18 protein-coding genes are annotated in these 17,203 nt (G+C 58.9%); 7 read left to right on the top strand and 11 right to left on the bottom strand.

Annotated elements, in window-relative coordinates; all coding sequences use genetic code 11:
* Positions 1 to 185 precede the first annotated feature (185 nt).
* Positions 186 to 929, bottom strand: coding sequence for an SDR family oxidoreductase (locus tag AC19YY_RS29565; protein ID WP_017737776.1), 744 nt, complete (start codon positions 927 to 929; stop codon positions 186 to 188).
* A gap of 122 nt (positions 930 to 1,051) precedes the next feature.
* Here AC19YY_RS29565 and AC19YY_RS29560 point away from each other — a divergent pair, with 122 nt between their 5' ends.
* On the top strand, positions 1,052 to 1,960 hold the full coding sequence (locus AC19YY_RS29560; protein WP_103406109.1) for a LysR family transcriptional regulator: 909 nt from the start codon (positions 1,052 to 1,054) through the stop codon (positions 1,958 to 1,960).
* A 30-nt stretch (positions 1,961 to 1,990) separates the two neighbouring features.
* Here AC19YY_RS29560 and AC19YY_RS29555 read toward each other — a convergent pair whose 3' ends face one another.
* Positions 1,991 to 2,305, bottom strand: coding sequence for an ArsR/SmtB family transcription factor (locus tag AC19YY_RS29555; RefSeq protein WP_017737778.1), 315 nt, complete (start codon positions 2,303 to 2,305; stop codon positions 1,991 to 1,993).
* Between the two features lie 84 nt (positions 2,306 to 2,389).
* Here AC19YY_RS29555 and AC19YY_RS29550 point away from each other — a divergent pair, with 84 nt between their 5' ends.
* From AC19YY_RS29550 to AC19YY_RS29540, 3 genes are all read left to right on the top strand, one after another.
* Positions 2,390 to 3,481: an NADH:flavin oxidoreductase/NADH oxidase gene (locus AC19YY_RS29550; RefSeq protein ID WP_133077505.1), complete on the top strand. Its 1,092-nt coding sequence runs from the start codon at positions 2,390 to 2,392 to the stop codon at positions 3,479 to 3,481.
* A gap of 188 nt (positions 3,482 to 3,669) precedes the next feature.
* Positions 3,670 to 3,963, top strand: coding sequence for a putative quinol monooxygenase (locus AC19YY_RS29545; protein ID WP_103406111.1), 294 nt, complete (start codon positions 3,670 to 3,672; stop codon positions 3,961 to 3,963).
* Positions 3,964 to 3,973: 10 nt separating this feature from the next.
* A complete protein-coding gene (locus AC19YY_RS29540) occupies positions 3,974 to 4,993 on the top strand; it encodes a zinc-binding alcohol dehydrogenase family protein (RefSeq protein WP_133077504.1) in 1,020 nt (339 codons plus the stop codon).
* Positions 4,994 to 5,145: 152 nt separating this feature from the next.
* On the opposite strand, the gene AC19YY_RS29535 is transcribed toward AC19YY_RS29540, so the two are convergent.
* Complete coding sequence (locus tag AC19YY_RS29535) at positions 5,146 to 6,453, bottom strand: OprD family outer membrane porin (protein WP_133077503.1); 1,308 nt, start codon at positions 6,451 to 6,453, stop codon at positions 5,146 to 5,148.
* 846 nt (positions 6,454 to 7,299) lie between these two features.
* On the opposite strand from AC19YY_RS29535, the gene AC19YY_RS29530 reads away from it, so the two are divergent.
* Both AC19YY_RS29530 and AC19YY_RS29525 read left to right on the top strand, forming a co-directional pair.
* Positions 7,300 to 7,701 carry an SPOR domain-containing protein gene (locus AC19YY_RS29530; protein ID WP_133077502.1) on the top strand — a complete coding sequence of 134 codons (402 nt, stop codon included), beginning with the start codon at positions 7,300 to 7,302 and terminating at the stop codon, positions 7,699 to 7,701.
* Between the two features lie 70 nt (positions 7,702 to 7,771).
* On the top strand, positions 7,772 to 8,062 hold the full coding sequence (locus tag AC19YY_RS29525; protein WP_017737784.1) for a DUF6388 family protein: 291 nt from the start codon (positions 7,772 to 7,774) through the stop codon (positions 8,060 to 8,062).
* A 103-nt stretch (positions 8,063 to 8,165) separates the two neighbouring features.
* Here AC19YY_RS29525 and AC19YY_RS29520 read toward each other — a convergent pair whose 3' ends face one another.
* Positions 8,166 to 9,020: a helix-turn-helix domain-containing protein gene (locus AC19YY_RS29520; RefSeq protein ID WP_133077501.1), complete on the bottom strand. Its 855-nt coding sequence runs from the start codon at positions 9,018 to 9,020 to the stop codon at positions 8,166 to 8,168.
* 188 nt (positions 9,021 to 9,208) lie between these two features.
* Positions 9,209 to 10,180: an XdhC family protein gene (locus AC19YY_RS29515; RefSeq protein WP_017737786.1), complete on the bottom strand. Its 972-nt coding sequence runs from the start codon at positions 10,178 to 10,180 to the stop codon at positions 9,209 to 9,211.
* 90 nt (positions 10,181 to 10,270) lie between these two features.
* Here AC19YY_RS29515 and AC19YY_RS29510 point away from each other — a divergent pair, with 90 nt between their 5' ends.
* Complete coding sequence (locus AC19YY_RS29510; RefSeq protein ID WP_133077500.1) at positions 10,271 to 11,050, top strand: alpha/beta fold hydrolase; 780 nt, start codon at positions 10,271 to 10,273, stop codon at positions 11,048 to 11,050.
* 16 nt (positions 11,051 to 11,066) lie between these two features.
* Here AC19YY_RS29510 and AC19YY_RS29505 read toward each other — a convergent pair whose 3' ends face one another.
* From AC19YY_RS29505 to AC19YY_RS29480, 6 genes are all read right to left on the bottom strand, one after another.
* On the bottom strand, positions 11,067 to 11,690 hold the full coding sequence (locus AC19YY_RS29505) for a UbiX family flavin prenyltransferase (RefSeq protein WP_026136920.1): 624 nt from the start codon (positions 11,688 to 11,690) through the stop codon (positions 11,067 to 11,069).
* A complete protein-coding gene (locus AC19YY_RS29500) occupies positions 11,674 to 12,627 on the bottom strand; it encodes a LysR family transcriptional regulator (RefSeq protein WP_017737789.1) in 954 nt (317 codons plus the stop codon). The genes AC19YY_RS29505 and AC19YY_RS29500 overlap by 17 nt, the downstream gene beginning before the upstream one ends.
* 20 nt (positions 12,628 to 12,647) lie before the next feature.
* Complete coding sequence (locus AC19YY_RS29495; protein ID WP_017737790.1) at positions 12,648 to 14,090, bottom strand: aldehyde dehydrogenase family protein; 1,443 nt, start codon at positions 14,088 to 14,090, stop codon at positions 12,648 to 12,650.
* 71 nt (positions 14,091 to 14,161) lie between these two features.
* Positions 14,162 to 14,950, bottom strand: a complete 789-nt coding sequence (locus AC19YY_RS29490) for a sterol desaturase family protein (protein WP_017737791.1) — start codon at positions 14,948 to 14,950, stop codon at positions 14,162 to 14,164.
* A 49-nt stretch (positions 14,951 to 14,999) separates the two neighbouring features.
* Positions 15,000 to 15,758 carry an SDR family NAD(P)-dependent oxidoreductase gene (locus AC19YY_RS29485; RefSeq protein ID WP_017737792.1) on the bottom strand — a complete coding sequence of 253 codons (759 nt, stop codon included), beginning with the start codon at positions 15,756 to 15,758 and terminating at the stop codon, positions 15,000 to 15,002.
* 11 nt (positions 15,759 to 15,769) lie between these two features.
* Positions 15,770 to 17,128: an MFS transporter gene (locus AC19YY_RS29480; RefSeq protein WP_133077499.1), complete on the bottom strand. Its 1,359-nt coding sequence runs from the start codon at positions 17,126 to 17,128 to the stop codon at positions 15,770 to 15,772.
* Positions 17,129 to 17,203: the final 75 nt, after the last annotated feature.

Here is a 17,203-nt window from a genome sequence, read left to right as displayed (position 1 = left end):
CACGGAGAACCGGGCGGAAAACGCTCCGCTGCACACTGTATTAGGCCGTTTTCAGGGAATAGCGCTGATTGCCTGGTGAATTACGGCCTGCCATCGCTGCGCGGCAAGTTGATCGGAGCATCCCTAAAGCTTAGTCGCTCGCGCCCGTGCCTTTGCGCAAGGGCACAAACGGCACAGGTTAACTATCAGAAGTCTTGCGCCGTCGGACGCAGAACAATCTCGTTGATATCGACATCGGCAGGTTGCTCGATCGCGTAAGCGATGGCCCGTGCAACCGAATCAGCCGGGATGGCCTTCTTGTAAAACTCGCCAACGACCTCGGCGCTCGGCTGGTGCCCGCTGCCGAACTTGAGCTCGGAATCCACCGCGCCCGGCTCGATGGTCGTCGTGCGAATATTCCCGCCGACTTCATGACGCAGGCCATCGGAAATAGCGCGCACCGCAAATTTGGTACCGCTGTACACCGATCCACCGGGGCTGAACACCTTGATGCCGGCAACCGACGAGATGTTGATGAAGTGACCGCTGGCCTGTTGTTCGAAAAGCGGCAACGCGGCCGCGATGCCATACAACACGCCCTTGATGTTGATGTCGATCATGCGATCCCACTCTTCGACGCGCAGCTGCGAAATCGGAGAGATCGCCATCAGCCCTGCATTGTTGATCATCACATCGATGCGACCGAATGCCTCGACAGCCTTGGCGACCAGCGCAGACAAGTCCTCTTTGTTTGTGACATCGATCGGATGGGCAATCGCCTTGCCGCCTGCTGCGGCGATCTCCCGGACAATCGCGTCCAGACGATCCTGGCGACGGGCGCCAAGCACTACATGGGCGCCGAGCGCTGCCAGATGACGCGCCGTTGCTTCGCCCAGACCGCTACTCGCGCCGGTGATAACGACCACTTTACCCTGGATGTTTTTACTCATGTTCAGCGCTCCTGTTGAGACCTGTTTGGGTTGATGAGTGCAGTCTGCGCTGGTTTTATTCGTCAGAAAATGGAAGAGTTCGGATTTGAGAATTCCATTTTCTGGAACGGGAGTTGACGTCAATGCTCAATCGCATGGAGCTGATTCGGATCTTTTCGGTGGCGGCGCAATCGACCACGTTTCGCGATGCAGCCACCCGCCTCGGCACCTCTCCGCAGACCGTGACACGCGCCATCAAAGAACTGGAGCGCACGCTTGGGGAGCTGTTGTTCCACCGCAGCACGCGGCAGGTTCACGTCACCGCTTTTGGTGCCAAACTCGCCTTGCAAGCCCGGGAAACCCTGGAACGGGTGGATCAGTTGTTTATCGCCAACAGTAAACAGGAGGCAAAAGGCGTCGTCGGCATCACGGCCCCCCACGCCATTGGCAAGCTGTATCTGATTGAGTTTCTGAAACCGCTGATGCGGGAGAATCCCGGCCTGAGCATCGACCTGAGCCTGGATGACCAGCTCACCGACGCGGTGGCCAACAAGATTGACATCGGTATTCGTGTCGGAGCTGTGCGGGATCGGCGCTATATCGCCAGAACGGTGGCCCATGTCGCCCTGAAAATCGTTGCAGCGCCGTCACTCCTCAACACCGTGCAACGTCCTGGCAACATCGAGGATCTGAAACGCTTGCCCTTGTCGATGCTGATCGATCGCAACAACGGTCGCCCCTGGCCGTGGGTGCTTGCCGAGGGGCAAGCGTTCCTGCCTGCCTCCCCGGCATTTACCTGCGACGATCCAGAAACCGAGCGAGAGATTGTTCTGGCGGGAATCGCCTTTGGGCAAATGCCCGGTTATCTGGCAGAACCCTATCTGTCTGAAGGGCGACTGGTCGAGGTCATGCAACACGATGCCCCGCCGCCTTCCGAATTGATCATGTATCGCCCGCAATCAGGGCCCGTGGCACCGAGAGTGAGGCTGGTGTACGACCACCTGGTCAACTGCTTCTCAGATCCGCGTGTTTTTGCGCAGAGCGCGCGCTGAAAGAGGTGGGTGGAAAAACACCCGTGAGCCTCATCTTCCTTTTTCGTCGTACTGGGACAGGATCGTTTCCAGCAGGCCCGGAAAACGGTGACTCAAGTCTTCCCTACGCAACGAGTTCATGTGGGTCGTGCCGATGGTCTGGGTTTGAACCAGTCCGGCATCTCGCAGCACCCGGAAATGGTGGGACATGGTGGACTTCGCACGGCCACCGTCCAGCTCGCCACAGCTGGCCTCTCCCAGCTCGGCGAGACGCCGGACAATCTCCAGGCGCACAGGGTCGCTCAAGGCGTAAAACAGACGCTCAAGAACGAATTCGCTGAGAGGAAGGTGTTTGAAGGGGCGCATGAGCGAATCATACACGGGTTTGCTCTATGCCAATAGTTCGAATATTATCGAACAACGGAAATATAAACTTCGGAGAAAAACCTGATGTCTGCGCTGTTCCAACCTTTCACGCTCAAGGATATTTCCCTTCGCAACCGGATCGCGATTCCCCCCATGTGCATGTACTCGGCTGATGATGGCCTGATCAACGACTGGCACACTGTGCACTATGCCACCCTCGCGCGGGGCGGGGCGGGACTGGTGGTCGTCGAGGCGACCGCCGTGTCCCCCGAAGGACGGATCACGCCTGGCTGCGCTGGTATCTGGAATGATGAGCTCGCCCGCGCCTTCGTGCCGGTGGTGCAATCGATCAAGGCTGCCGGCGCAGTGCCAGGTATCCAGATTGCCCACGCGGGGCGCAAGGCCAGTGCGAACCGCCCTTGGGAAGGTGACGATCATATCGGCGAGGATGATGCGCGTGGCTGGCAGACCATCGCCCCGTCGGCTGTTGCCTTTGGCGCTCATCTCGCCAAGCTGCCCAAAGCCATGACGCTGGAGGATATCGCCCGGGTGCGCGAGGATTTTGTCTCAGCCGCTCGCCGTGCACGTGAGGCCGGCTTCGAGTGGCTGGAGCTGCATTTCGCCCATGGCTATCTGGCCCAGTCATTCCTCTCTGAACACTCCAACCTTCGTGACGACGCCTACGGCGGAAACTTCGATAACCGTAGCCGCTTTCTGCTGGAAACACTGGCGGCGGTTCGCGAAGTATGGCCAGAGCACTTGCCGCTCACCGCTCGCCTGGGTGTCATCGAATACGACGGCCGGGACGAGCAGACCTTGTCAGAGGCTATCGAACTGACACGTCGTTTCAAGGACGGTGGATTGGACTTGCTCAGCGTCAGTATCGGGTTCACCATCCCTGAATCCAACATTCCTTGGGCCCCCGGATTCATGGGCGAAGTTACTCAGCGCGTAAGGCGCGAGGCGGGGATTGCGGTGGCCTCGGCATGGGGCTTCGGTACGCCGAGCGTCGCCGAAGAAGCGGTGAGAAGTGGTCAACTGGACCTGGCGATGATTGGCCGGGCGCACCTGGGCAATCCTAACTGGTCCTATTCAGCCGCCCAGGCGCTGGGTGTAGAGCGTGCTGCCTGGACCTTGCCCGCTCCCTATGCCCATTGGCTTGAACGCTACAGGTGATCCCGCCGGAGCGAGAGCGCTCGCGTGGCCTTAGGGCTATCAACTTGGTCGAATGCCCAAGTTGGCAAGATTGTTGTCGCGCTCTCACCCGGATTCAGGTTTTTGGCCGCATGGCCGGCATGGACATCTTCGATACACCCGTGCCAGCCAATGCTCCCTCTTCATATCGCACACAGACAGGAGGTTTGATGACCACCCCTCTGACACTGATTGCCACCTTGGTCGCCAAGGCCGGCTTCGAAGTCGAGCTCGAGCAGACGCTGCAGGGCCTGCAAGGCCCAAGCCGAAGCGAAGCGGACTGCATCCAGTACGATTTCCACCGTGATGCCGAGCAGGCTCGCACTTTCCACATGATCGAGCAGTGGCGGGACGAAGCGGCGCTGACTGCTCACGAAGCGACACCGCATTTTCAGACAGCGCTCCCTTTCATCGAACGTGCTGCTGAAAAGCTCACCATCACGAAAATGTATCGCATCTCCTGAGGATCTTCGAATGAAAGCCATTGCACACTTCAAATGCCTGCCTATTGAACATCCCGACGCCTTGGTGGAGATCGATATACCCGAGCCAGTGCCGGGGCCGCGCGACTTGCTCGTAGAGATAAAGGCCGTATCGGTCAATCCTGTCGATACCAAGGTGCGGCAGGGATACGTACCGCACGAGGACGAAAGCCAGCCGCGTATCCTCGGTTGGGACGCTACCGGCGTGGTCAAGTCGGTCGGCAGCGACGTGACGCTATTCAAGCCCGGTGACAAGGTCTGGTACGCCGGATCGCTGATCCGCCCGGGCAGCAACAGTGAGCTGCAACTGGTGGACGAACGCATCGTCGGCTCAATGCCCCAGTCGCTGGATTTCAGCCAGGCTGCGGCATTGCCGCTGACTTCCCTGACCGCCTGGGAATTACTTTTTGATCGCCTGGGTGTTGCACGCGATACCACCGACCGAGGCGAAACGCTGCTGATCATCGGCGCTGCAGGCGGGGTGGGTTCAATCCTGACTCAGCTGGCTCGTCAGCTAACCGGGTTGACGATCATTGGTACGGCTTCGCGCCCTGAAACGCAGGCCTGGGTCACCGAGCTTGGTGCGCATCATGTCATTGACCATACCAAGCCACTCAGCGAGGAGCTCAAACGCTTCGGTATCGCACAAGTCAGCTATGTCGCCAGCCTGACCCAGACCGATCAGCACTTCGAGCAAATTATCGAGTCACTGAAACCTCAGGGCAGGCTGGGCCTGATCGATGACCCGGCCACGCTTGACGTCGTACCGATGAAGCGCAAGAGCCTGTCGTTGCACTGGGAGCTGATGTACACCCGCTCGCTTTACGAGACAGAGGACATGCAGGAGCAGCACAACATCCTCAACGAAATTGCGCGGCGCGTTGATAGGGGCGACTTGCGCACCACCGTTGGCGACAACTACGGGCGCATCAGCGTAGAAAATCTTCGTCGAGCCCATGCTCTGCTGGAAAGCGGCAAGGCGAAGGGCAAGATCGTGCTGGAAGGCTTCTAAGAGGGCGTAGACAAAATAAATCAAACCGGCTGCACCACCTGCCTAATGTCCTGAGCGTCGGGCGGATAATCCTGCACAGAAGCACCCGTGTTATCGGGTGCCTTCCTCAGCGTAGCCGGACTGAAAGCGGCTATTCGTCCTGATGACACTCGTTAGAGAAGCGGAATGCTATAGCTTACAAAAACTCGGTTCTGATCTACGTTACGAGCCGCTTCGCTGTTGGACTTGCCGTTACGCCAGCCGAACCCGACACCTTTAAGCGCTCCGGACTGAAGGACGTAGTCCAGGCTAATGTCTCTTTCCCATTCCTTTTGGTTGTCGCCGGACGTAGTTTTAATATTATCGCCGGAGAGGTACATGACCGAGCCTTTCAGGCCAGGAACTCCCAGAGCGGCAAAGTCGTAAGCATACTGACCGAAAGCTGTGCGCTCGCCTGCGCGGGTGAACGTTTGGATCAGGCGGTCTGTATACAGATACAGGCTTGCTCCACCGGCGCCCTTGTCTATCAGGCTGCCCTGATTGAGTTGAGTGAAGTTGCTGCCATCCGACACACTTTGGTACCCCGCAGTAATCGCGTGGCCACCCAGCGTGTAAATCAACGCGGCACTCCAGGTACGGTTGTCGATCTCTCCATCACCGTTTTTGGTGTAGCCATTAATTCTGTAGCCTGACGTACCGGAGCTATTTGCACCTGACGAGTCAGTTTTGAAGTAGCGCAGGTCGGTTTTAAGGGACTGATTGTCCGAGAGCGCAAGGGTGTGAATCAATCCAAAAAAATGCTGCGTATAGTAGTTATCGAGGTTTGCGTAGTAGTACTGAGCTGTCAGATCCTTGGTGACACTCCAATCGCCCCCGGCGAAGTCAAACTGATTGCTCTCACGCGTACCACCAGCAACGGCCAACCCCGTCTGATCGCTTGAACCACGCCCTGTCGCATGTTCGATCCGACCTCCAGTCAAGGTCAGCCCCTTGAACTCGCTCGAGGTGATTTGACCGCCCTCGAAGGTTTGTGGAAGTACGCGCCCATCGTTGGCAACCAGAATTGGGAGTTTCGGAATCAAGGTGCCGTAGCGAAGTTCAGTTTTCGACATTTTGACTTTTCCGGTCAGCCCCACCCGGCTCCAGTCGTCGACGGCACGGTTGTCACTGTCAGAAGGCATCATGGTGCTGCCGACATGCCGTCCTTTGCCGCTGTCCAGGGTAACCCCCAGCAATCCCAGGCCATCGACACCAAAGCCAACCATGCCATCGGTATAACCCGATTTGAAGTCCAACATGAAACCCTGCGCCCATTCTTCGGTTTTGGAAGGGGCGGCAGTGCCATCGCGGTTGTCGTTATTGAAGTAGAAGTTCCTCATCCCCAAGGTGGCCTTGCTATCACTTAGAAAGTCAGCATGCGCCTGTGCACTCAGGGTGATACCAAGAAACACCGAACTTGCAGCAATTTTTTTCCTATTCAATTGTATAGCGCTCCCTTTGTTATTTTAAAGTAATAGAAGCAACGCAAAATCTTAGAGGTCAACGCAACGCACACGAAGGACCGGTACTTAGTCAATTTCAACTAGCCCGATAATTGGCACGCCATCTTATTCTTCTGAACATTCTGCTCCATGGCAGCGCGTTGGAAAAAACCACCGAGGTGATCTGCACATGAGCATGAGGTGAACGGATGATCGTCGCATGTAGCGTACCCGGAGGGCGCCGATATGGCAGGTCTGCCTTTCGATAGCAGGTGGGAATCTGGTCATTTTTCGTGGCTCTTGTTGTTTTACAGCGCGAGAGCGCTAGAGCCAAGTGTGTGTGAAAGGCGCAGGGAGCGCCTTGCCTGGGGAGATGGAGTTTTGCGCCGAAGTCTGGAAATTTATCTTTGCGTCTGATTTAAGGGGCTGGGACCCGACACAATTCCGGTCATGTTCGACGACTTCGATGACTTTAAGATAGCGACCGGGCTCTATAACTTTTGAATTTTGAGTGTTCATCACATAAGTGGCGAATGCAGATCCTTCGCGGTTTTCCACAAGGCACTTTGGCCACGATATTCATCTTAAATACAAGTATTTCATAGGATTAACCTCTCCCATTCTGATATGGTTTTTTTCGACTATCTGAGCCTTTTTCGTGAATCAGTAGTCTATAAAGTGCACGCCCGATGTTCTTTAAAACAACAAAAAGCAGCCAACTAATTTTGGCCGCTTGGGCACACTGACGCGCTCGAGAACTCAGACCATCTCAGGATCAGAAATAAAACCTTTCTTTATAAAAAGAAATGGCACAAATAACTATTCACTTGATTTGGAGAGGGCGCCGTGCGAAAGCTTGGCTTGGGCTTACTGGTAACTGGCGTTTCAGGTCAACTATCAGCTCTACTATGGACCTACACGTCCACAGGACCAACTTGTGAAAATAACGTCGACAATTCATACATCCAGCAAAAAGTGACAGACTTCGAGCACGAATTTGACGACATCGCTAATAAAGTTGCGACAGAAATCAGTACAAATCTTCCCGACGAATTCACGCCCGCATTGAATACGCCCAGCCGCCATCGCGCACTAAAAGCCATTCAGCAACTGGAGTTGCCGGTAGCGCGTAAAGAAAACAATTTTGTCGTCATAGGCCCATATAAACATAAGCAGGACGCGGCTCGAGTCGTGAAAGAGCTGAGTGAAAGTCATGGCGTTCGAGGATGGATGATGGCAGGAAATTGACATAGTCCAATTCAGCGCTGGGCCGACCTTGAACAACCAGCTACTTATTGCATGCCACAAGAGAGCATTCATGATCGCAAAAGAACTTAGAGCCGAACTTGCCCTGAAGAAATTCCTGGACGCCAATCTATGGATTCAGCTTGAACTCAGCGAGCTGAATTACAGCCTCGCTGAAAACTGCGGGCTCTCGCCAGAAGAATATCGCCTTAAATTTCTGAAAGAAGCATTTGAAGCAGAAGCCGACGCGCACGGCTGCGATTGCTGGGACTTCATCCTGCAGTGGGCGGCCGAAACCAAGGAAGAACTTGAATTGATGCGCGAAGAACGCATGAAAGAGATTTATGACTTTATGGACAATTAATAGACGCTACAAATTTCGTAACCTTTAAAAGCTCAGAGTTTCAAGATGAAAGACTAACTTCATCGGCGGGAGCATTACTCAATACTCCCGCCCTCCTCTCGGTTCAAACCGCCGTATAACTATCAACCACACGCCGATACTGGCTGGGGGAAGCGCCGATGTGCTGACGGAAAAACCGTGTGAAATGACCTTGCTCGGAGAACCCGAGGTTCTCAGACAACAGGCCCAACGTGCCACTGCGCTCACGCTCCAGCCAGGCAAAAGCGCGGCGCATGCGCGCGTCGTTGAGCAACAAGGTCGGCGTCATGCCGGTATCTTTCTTGAACAGCGCAAAGAAGTGCGCCCGGGACAGACCACAAGCCCGCGCGGCGTTGTCGATCGGGTTCGGATCATCGAGGTGCTCAAGCAACCAGGCGGTGCCACGGCGCACGCGCGCGTCCCGGAACTCACCTGAACTCGGCGCCCCCAATAACGACAAATGCCGCCAGCTGGAAAAGTCCTCGATCAGTTCGATCAGGAAGTCGAACAGCATGAACTCCATGCGTTCTTTCGGCACGATCCCGCAGCCATGGGCTTCGGCGACCAGGATGTCGGCCAAGGTGCGATTACGGCTCGACAGCTCGATGCACGACTGGACAAAAAAGTCCGGCCGACCGCTGAGCGCCAGCGACTGCTGGGCAGTGGCCAGCCAGGCGGGCTCTATGTAGAGCGCCAGGATTACGGTGGCAGCGGCACCCGGCTGCGGATCGTAGAAATGCGGCTCCCAGGCGTTGACCAGCACCGCCGTGCGATCGCTGAGCGGAACCCGCCGACCGTTGACGTTGAAGTAAGTGTCTTCGCCAGATACTTTGACCAGCACATGGCATTCGGAATGGGTGTGGGTGACCAGCGAACGATCCATATTCAGCAAGGCGACCCGGCCAAACTTGCCGTGGAAAACCCGTTGGGCAATCGACATCAGATTCCTCCGCTCGCTAAAAGCGATATTGTTACCGACCACAATGCATATCATCGGGGCGTCTATCTATTTCTCAACCCCGGCGATCGCTCTATGGTTCAGCAACACTTGGCTGACCACTATCGCGCGCGAATGACCGAGCGTCTACCTCGACTTTCGCAGCCCCCACACTCGTCGGAAAAACCGGCTTACAAGGCATGGCGCTCTTTCCCGTGATAAACGCGCAGGATATCGGCCACCACCGCCAGAGCGATCTCCGCCGGGGCCTTGCTGCCCAGATCGAGGCCGATGGGCATGTGCAAACGGGCAATCTGTTCATCCGTCAGACCACCGATGCGCTTGAGCCGCTCGGCGCGCTTGGCCGAGGTTGCCTGAGAACCCATGGCACCGATGTAAAACGCCGGGGTGTGAACCGCTTCCATCAGCGCCAGATCATCGATTCGAGGATCGTGAGTCAGCGCCACCACCGCAGTCGCCGCATGGCAACCACCAGCGGCGATGTACATCGAGGGCAGCACGCGTTGCATCTCCACGCCTTCGAGCTGCACATGCTGCATCTCATCCCGGGGGTCGCAGGCGATGACTTCGCAGCCGATGGCGCGGGCGAAACTGGCGCAAACTTCAGCGACCGGCGACAGCCCGGCCAGAATCAGTCGCAACGCAGGGCCAACACTGATGCGCACCGTCTCGTCGACGACTTGCACCCGCTCGCTGCCGTGTCCGATGTCTGCGTCCAGGCGCAAGGCTCCGCTGCTCAACTCGACATGGCGCAGCAGACGCCGCTGACCCAGTAACGCCGCTTGCAGACTCTCCAGGTGCTCGATCCATTCGAGACTCGCAGCGCGGTGCTCGACCAGCACGATCAGCACGCCACCACAGGGTAATCGCAGACGGTGGCGTTGCTCGACGCTGTCGCCATAACTGACGATCTGCGCCGGTTCGCGTAATTCACCGCGCGTCAGGCTTTCGAGAAACTCCTCCTCGACGCAGCCACCCGACAGCGAGCCGACGTGTTCGCCCGAGCCATTGGTCACCAGCATCGCCCCCGGCGCACGCGGCGCCGAGCCATAGGTGGAGAGCACCGTACACAGCCACTGGGCCTGCCCGGCGCGAGCCCATTGCAGTGCCTGGTCGATCACCTGAACATCGAGATGACGCATGTTTTCTGTACCTCAAGCAAAGCGTGGTGCTGCAGACAGGGTTACGTTTACGGTAACCTGCGAGCAACCTTGTTCAATCGTTGATTCAACATGTCGCCACAACAATTTCTGCAACTTGGGCCGCTGCGCCTGGAATATCGCCAAATTCCTGCGGCTGACCCATCGCGACCGACGCTTGTGCTGTTGCACGAAGGCCTCGGCAGCGCCGATCAATGGAAAGACTTCCCCCAGCGCCTGGCCCAGGCCAGCGGTTGCGGTGTGGTCACCTACAGTCGTCAGGGTTATGGGCAATCGAGCCCGGTAACCCTGCCGCGTCCGCTGAACTACCTGAGCAGCGACGGCCCTCGTGAACTGCGGCAATTGCTCGATGCCTTGCAACTGCCGCAAGTGGTTTTGCTCGGTCACAGTGACGGCGCCTCCATTGTCCTCGCCTATGCCGCCGCCAATGATCCCCGCGTATTGGGCAGCATTGCACTGGCGCCTCACGTGATTGTCGAGACCGAGAGCCTCGATGGCATTCGCCATACCACCGAGGTTTGGCATCAGGGCGAATTGCGCGAACGCCTGGCACGCCACCATGGGACCAATGTCGACGGCGCCTTTCACGGTTGGAGCGACAGCTGGTTGCACCCGGACTTTTCCTTGGACGATCTCGAAGCGCAGTTGGCTTATATCGAAAGGCCGCTGCTGGTCATTCAGGGTCGCGAAGACCACTACGCCACGCCCGAGCAACTGATGGTCATCCAGCGACAGGTGCCTGGGCCGTGCCGCTGTGTGTTGCTGGATAACTGCCGGCACTTTCCCCAGACCGAAGCGACCGAGCGGACCTTGCAGCTGATCTGCGAATTCCTGGAGCGCCTCCCCGTCTGAATGCCCCGAATGTGACTCAACCATCGATCACCTCATCCAGCGTTGCTACGCGCTCCGGTCGTTCGCGCCAGCGACGGACGACACCCAGTTCGATATCGAACATATCCAGCACCCTTCCTACAGTGTGATCGATCATGTCATCCAGGCTGGTCGGCTTGGCATAGAACGCAGGCACTGGCGGCGCGATCACCGCACCGAGTTCAGCCAACTCGGTCATGCTGCGCAGGTGATTGCGGTGCAGTGGCGTCTCGCGAACCATCAGCACCAGGCGCCGGCGCTCCTTGAGCACCACGTCGGCGGCGCGGGTCAGCAGCGTTGAGGTCACGCCGCTGGCAATTTCTGACAGGCTGCGTATCGAACACGGCGCGATGATCATGCCCATGGTTTTGAACGAGCCACTGGCAATTGCCGCGCCGATGTCCTGATTGATGTAGCTAACGTCAGCAAGGGTCTTGATCTGAGACCAGGACATCTCGGTTTCATGGGCCAAAGTAATCAGCGCCGACTTGCTGACCACCAGATGGGTTTCAATCGGCGTGTCGCGCAACAGCTCCAGTAGACGTACGCCATAAACGGCGCCGGAGGCACCGGAAATTCCTACGATCAGCCGCTGCGGCCGGCTATTACTGGGAACGCTCATGGTCGCCTTCCTCTATCGGGCCTTCTTTGTAGAAATGGATGGCGTCGAGTGCGGTGGTCATGGTTTTGCCGATCATCTCGATGAACAGCATTGCCGCCGGGGTCAGTGGTCGACGGGCGTCGTGCACACAGACCATGCGCCGGCTGATCCCCGGCGCGGCCAGCGGATAGGCGCGCAACGCGCCTTCGTGCAATCCGCGATGCAAGACGGTTGCCGGCAGCACGCTGACCCAGTCGCTGCGACGCAAGAAGTCCTCAATGACCGCCAGATCGTCCACCTCCAACTGCGGGGTGACTTCAATGCCCTGGGCGGCAAGGTGTTGGTCGATGACCATACGCAGCCCGTGACGACGCGAGGGCAGCACCAGTTTGAATCCCGCCAGACTGGCCAACGGCAAGGGCAACGCTCCGTTAAGGCGATTGGCTGCACCGGTGGCGACCAGTAGCTCCTCATCGAAAATGTCGTGGCCGATCAGGTGCTCATGCTGAAAGCTTTGGTTGATGACCGCGAAATCCAGCACGCCGGTCAGGACCTTCGCGATCAACTCCTGGCTGTAGCCCGAGGTGACGCTCAATTCAACCTGTGGCTGATGCTCGACGAAATGCGCCAGGGTGCTGGCCAACGCGTTGTTGGCGGCAGACGCGATCAGCCCGGCACTGATGCGTCCGCCGATCTGGCCGCTACGGTCGATCAGGGCCTGACGCGCCGCCAGCAGCTGGCCAAGAATCGGCATGAACAAACGATAAGCCTGATCGCCGGCCTCGGTCGGCGCCATGCCCTTGGAGCTGCGCTCGAACAACGTCTGCCCGAGTTCTTCCTCAAGCCTGGCGATCTGCATCGACAACGCCGGTTGCACGATATTCAAGCGCTGCGCAGCCCGGGTGACGGAGCCTTCCTCATAAAGGCAGGTAAAATACTTCAGATGGCGCAGCTCCATGGTCACCCTCGCGTGCGCGCTCAACCGAGCGTGCCGACGTTCTGATAAATGTGTTTGAGCTCGCTGAAATCCAGCAGCGCATCGACGCCATGCAAGCGCCCCAGGCCGCTCTTGCGGTAGCCACCGGTTTCCGCTTCGGCGAACAATTTGTTGTGGTCGTTCAGCCACACCGTACCGTTGCGCAGTGCCCGAGCGACACGCCAGGCGCGAGCGCCCTGCCCGGTCCAGACACTCGCCGACAGACCGAACTCGGTATGGTTGGCGCGCGCTACTGCCTCGGCTTCATCTTCGAAGGACTCCAGCACCAGCAACGGGCCGAAGATTTCCTCCTGGCAGAAGAACGCGCCGCTGTCGCGGTGGGCGATCAGTGCAGGGGCGAGGAAGGCGCCCTGACTCAGCGCGCCATCCGGGCGGCCGCCGGCCAGCAGCACCTCGTCGCAACAGTCCAGCGCCTCGGCGATGCGCCTCTCGACCTTGTCGCGCGACTGCCAGTCGATCAGCGGGCCCATTTGCGTCGCCGCCTCCAAACCGTGGCCCAGGCGGATTTCGCCGAGCGCGGCACTGAGCGCACGTTTCATCTCGGCAAAACGGCTGGCCTGCACCAGCACGCGCCGTGCGGCGGTGCACTGTTGGCCGGAAATGATGGTTGCTGCTGCCGCCAGTTTCGGTGCGATAGCCTCGACGTCGGTATCCTCGAAGACCAGGCAACAGGATTTGCCGCCGAGTTCAAGGGACAGCTTCTTCATGGTCGCTGCGGCGTCTTGCATGATGCGCTGGCCGGTTGCGGTGGAGCCAGTAAAGCTGAGCACATCTACCAGCGGCGAAGCCACCAGGTACGCCGCGCCGACATGCCCAGTTTCAGCGAACAGGTTGACCGCGCCGGCCGGTAGGCCCGGTAGGGCGAATAGCGGCTCGAGCATGGCCGCGTTGAATAGCGCGGTCTGCGGCGCCGGCTTGATCACCGCGGTGCAGCCGGCCGCCAATGCCGGGGCGAGGGCGCGCACCAGCAGCACCGCCGGGGCATTCCATGGAATGATCAGCCCCGCGACCCCGGCCGGTTCACGCAGCATGTTGGAGAACTCGCCAGGCGCCACCTCCATCACATGGCCGGGGTTGTGTCGGGCCAGACCGGCATAATAGACAATCTCGGAAATCGCCCCGGCTATCTCGCCGCGCGATTGCACCAGGGCCTTGCCATTCTCGCGGGTGAGCAGCTGCGCCAGTTCCTCCTGGCGTGCCTTGAGGCCTGCGGCCCAGTCCAGCAGCAATTGCTGACGCAGGCGCGGATTCTGTGACCACTGCGGGTTGGCGAAGGCGCGCGCGGCGGCGGAGACAGCCGCTTGCGCCTCGGCTTCGCCGCCATCGGCGAAGCGGCCGATCAACTCGCAGCTGGCCGGGTCGAAGCTGTCCGCCCAATGTCCCGCGTCGGTCCATTGCCCATCGATGAAATGTCTGCTTTGCATGAGTCCTCCGGTATTCCGTGGGTCAGCGAGCAGCGGTCGACCACCAGAACCGACCGCTCATTGAGTCGCTGTCAGAGCTGGTGTTCGGTAGCCGCTTTGGACGCGCGCTCGACCTGCTGCGCATCAACGCGAGCCTGGTCCTCGGGTTTGCGCGCCGCATCCGACATGCCATTGAACAGCGTGCCCAGCACGCCCTTGTTCAAGTCGCTGGTGCCAAACAGTGCATCGCAGATCGGAAAGGTCAGGTTGAAATTGCGCGTGTGCATGAAGTCCGGGTTGTGATGCAGGACATGCATGCGGCGCACCGTGTTGACCAGCGGCATGGCATCGAGCAGCGGATGCTCGAGGTGCGACAGCGTGTGCAGGCCTTCGTACATCAGGAAGTAGGCCGCCATCGTCAACATTGCGATATAGCCGGCGTTGGCCGTCCATAACGTGCCCAGCAGCAGGGCCAGCGGCAGCGCGGCCATCACGAACAACACCGGAGCGAATGGGGGAAACAGCAGAGCGCGCCAATCCTGATGGCCGTGATAGTCCAGCGTCTTGTGCGAGAAGAACTGATGGTGGGTGGCGACATGCCGCTTGTAGGCCGGCTTGAGCCAGCTCCTCGGGCTGTGTAGCAAATAACGGTGGCCCGCCCATTCGGCCCAATTGCCGAACAGGAACATCGGCACTACCACCAGCAACCACTCCTGCCAGCTCGCATCGACAATCTGGCTGGCGCAGTACCAGAGCACCCCGCCGGTGAACAGCAGGGTGAAAGCCAGGTGCATTTCGCCGCGATACCAGCTGGGTGTGGACGCACGATAGCTCTCGCGGTATGCGTGCGAACGCTCAACGATTTGTTGTTCACGATTCATAACGGTTTACCCTTTCAATGAAATATCGGCTGCGCATGGACTCCCCCTATCAGTGGGTCACCGAGCCGCCGTCGACCACCACAGTCTGGCCGCTCATGAAATCGCTGTCGGCGCTGGCCAGAAACAGCAGCGCGCCGACCAGGTCTTCCGGTACCGCCTCGCGCTTGATGCAGCGGCTGGCGATGTTGTTGCGCACGATGTCGCCGGCCCAGGCGGCGTTGGCCTGGACGTTGGCGCTCATGGTCAGGCCGGGGGCCAGGCAGTTGCAGCGGATGCCGGCGTCGCCGACTTCGCGCGCTATCGAGCGTGTCAGGGCAATCACCGCGCCCTTCGACGCGACATACGCCGCCATCATCGGCGCGCCTTTGAAAGCCGTTGCCGAGGCAATATTGACGATCTTGCCGTAGCCCTGACGGCGCATCACCGGCATTACCGCCTTCGCGCACTCGAAGGAACCGCGCACGTTGACTGCCATGATCCGGTCCCATTCCGCCGAGCTGGTCTGCTCGAAAGGTTTGAGTTCCAGGGTGGCGAACAACGCCGCGTTGTTGATCAGCACGTGCACACCGCTGAACTGCGCCACGGCTTCCTCGACCATGGCTTGCACCGCGGCACCGTCGGTCACGTCGCAAGCGATTGCCAGGGCCGTACCGCCCTTGTTGCGGATCGCGGCAGCGGTTTCGTCAGGCGCCTTCAAATCGCAGAGCACCACCTTCGCGCCCTCGGCCGCCAGCGCCTTGGCGTAGGTGGCGCCGATACCTTGGGCCGCGCCGGTGACGATAGCGACCTTGCCGGTCAATCTGTTCATTGCCATCTCCTTCACTTGAAGTTGCCTTGGGTTTCCGGAATCACCACGCTGCCGATCAGGTAGATCACCGACAGGCCGGCGGCGAAAATCGCCAGTACCATGGGGATCTGCGCGGGGCTGCTGCTGAACAGGGACACAAAGGTCGGCATGGTTCCACCGAGGGCGAAACCGATGTTCCAGGACAATCCTGTGCCGCTGGCGCGCAACTCGGTGCTGAAGCGTTCGTTGAGGAAGATCAGGATCGGCGCGATGATCGCCCCGCCCATGAAGGCGATGCCCACGCAATACAGCGCAGTGCGGGTCAGCGAACCCGGCTCGGCGACACCGAGGAACATCATCGGCAAGCTCACCAGGTTAATCACACCCAGTAGCATGAAGGTCTTCTTGCGACCGATCAGGTCACTCAGGTAACCGAAGGCCAGTGCTCCGACAATGGTTGCCACCGACCCGTACATGAGCATCTGCGAAGTTTGCGTATGGGGCACTTTGGCGACCACGTTGAGCAAGGTCGGCAGATAACCGCAGGCCAGGTAATACGTTGCTCCGCCGCCGAATGTAATCAGCAGATTGACCAGCATCACGCTGCGGTACTCGCGACCAAACAGACGCTTGAGCGGCGACACGACCACTACCGCCGGCCCCTTGGTCTTGCGCGCTTGTTGCAGTTGCTGCCAGACCGGGGTTTCTTCCAGATAGCGGAACATCACCAGCCCGAAAAACGTGCTGAGCAGCCCGCAGAAGAACATGAAGCGCCAGCCCCAGACGTCAAATTCATCCCCGGGGAAAATTTCCGACAACACCAGGTAAGTGAACGACGCCAACAGCGCGCCCATGCCGGCACCGGCACCACCGATCAACCCGGACATCAGGCCGCGATAGCGCGGCGAGATGGATTCGGTGCCGATGGTGTGAGTGGAGGCCACGATGCCGCCAACGAAAATGCCCTGAATCACCCGCAATAGCAGAAACAGTATCGGGGCCAATATGCCGGCCTGATGAATGGTCGGCAGCGCGCCAAACAGTGCCGTGGAAATACCGACGCCGACCATCGACACCATCAACGCTCGCTTGCGGCCGTGCTTGTCGGCATACGCGCCGAAGATTGCCGAACCAAGGGGGCGCACCAGCAGGGCCACGGCGAATGAGGCGTATACCGCGGCCAGCGACAGTGTCGGGGTGTCCGAGGGGAAAAACATGCGGCCGATGATCGGCGCCACGTAGAGCAGAATGAACAGGTCAAACAAATCCAGCGCCCAGCCGAATGTCGAGGCAAATGCCGCCAGTAAGGCCTTGCCCGGTGGAATCTGCGGTGTATCGATAGCGGCGCTGGTTGGCGATGCAGTTGTTGTTGTTGTTGTTGTCGTGGTCATGGTTGCCTCACGCAAGACGTGTCTTGAGTTGGTTGGAACTATCGGAAACAGGCCGCTGAACACCAACGGCCGCCG

This window comes from Pseudomonas sp. MF09156 (genome assembly GCF_059862305.1).
Note: the sequence above shows the minus strand (reverse complement) of the source record. Positions and strands in the feature narration are given on the sequence as shown.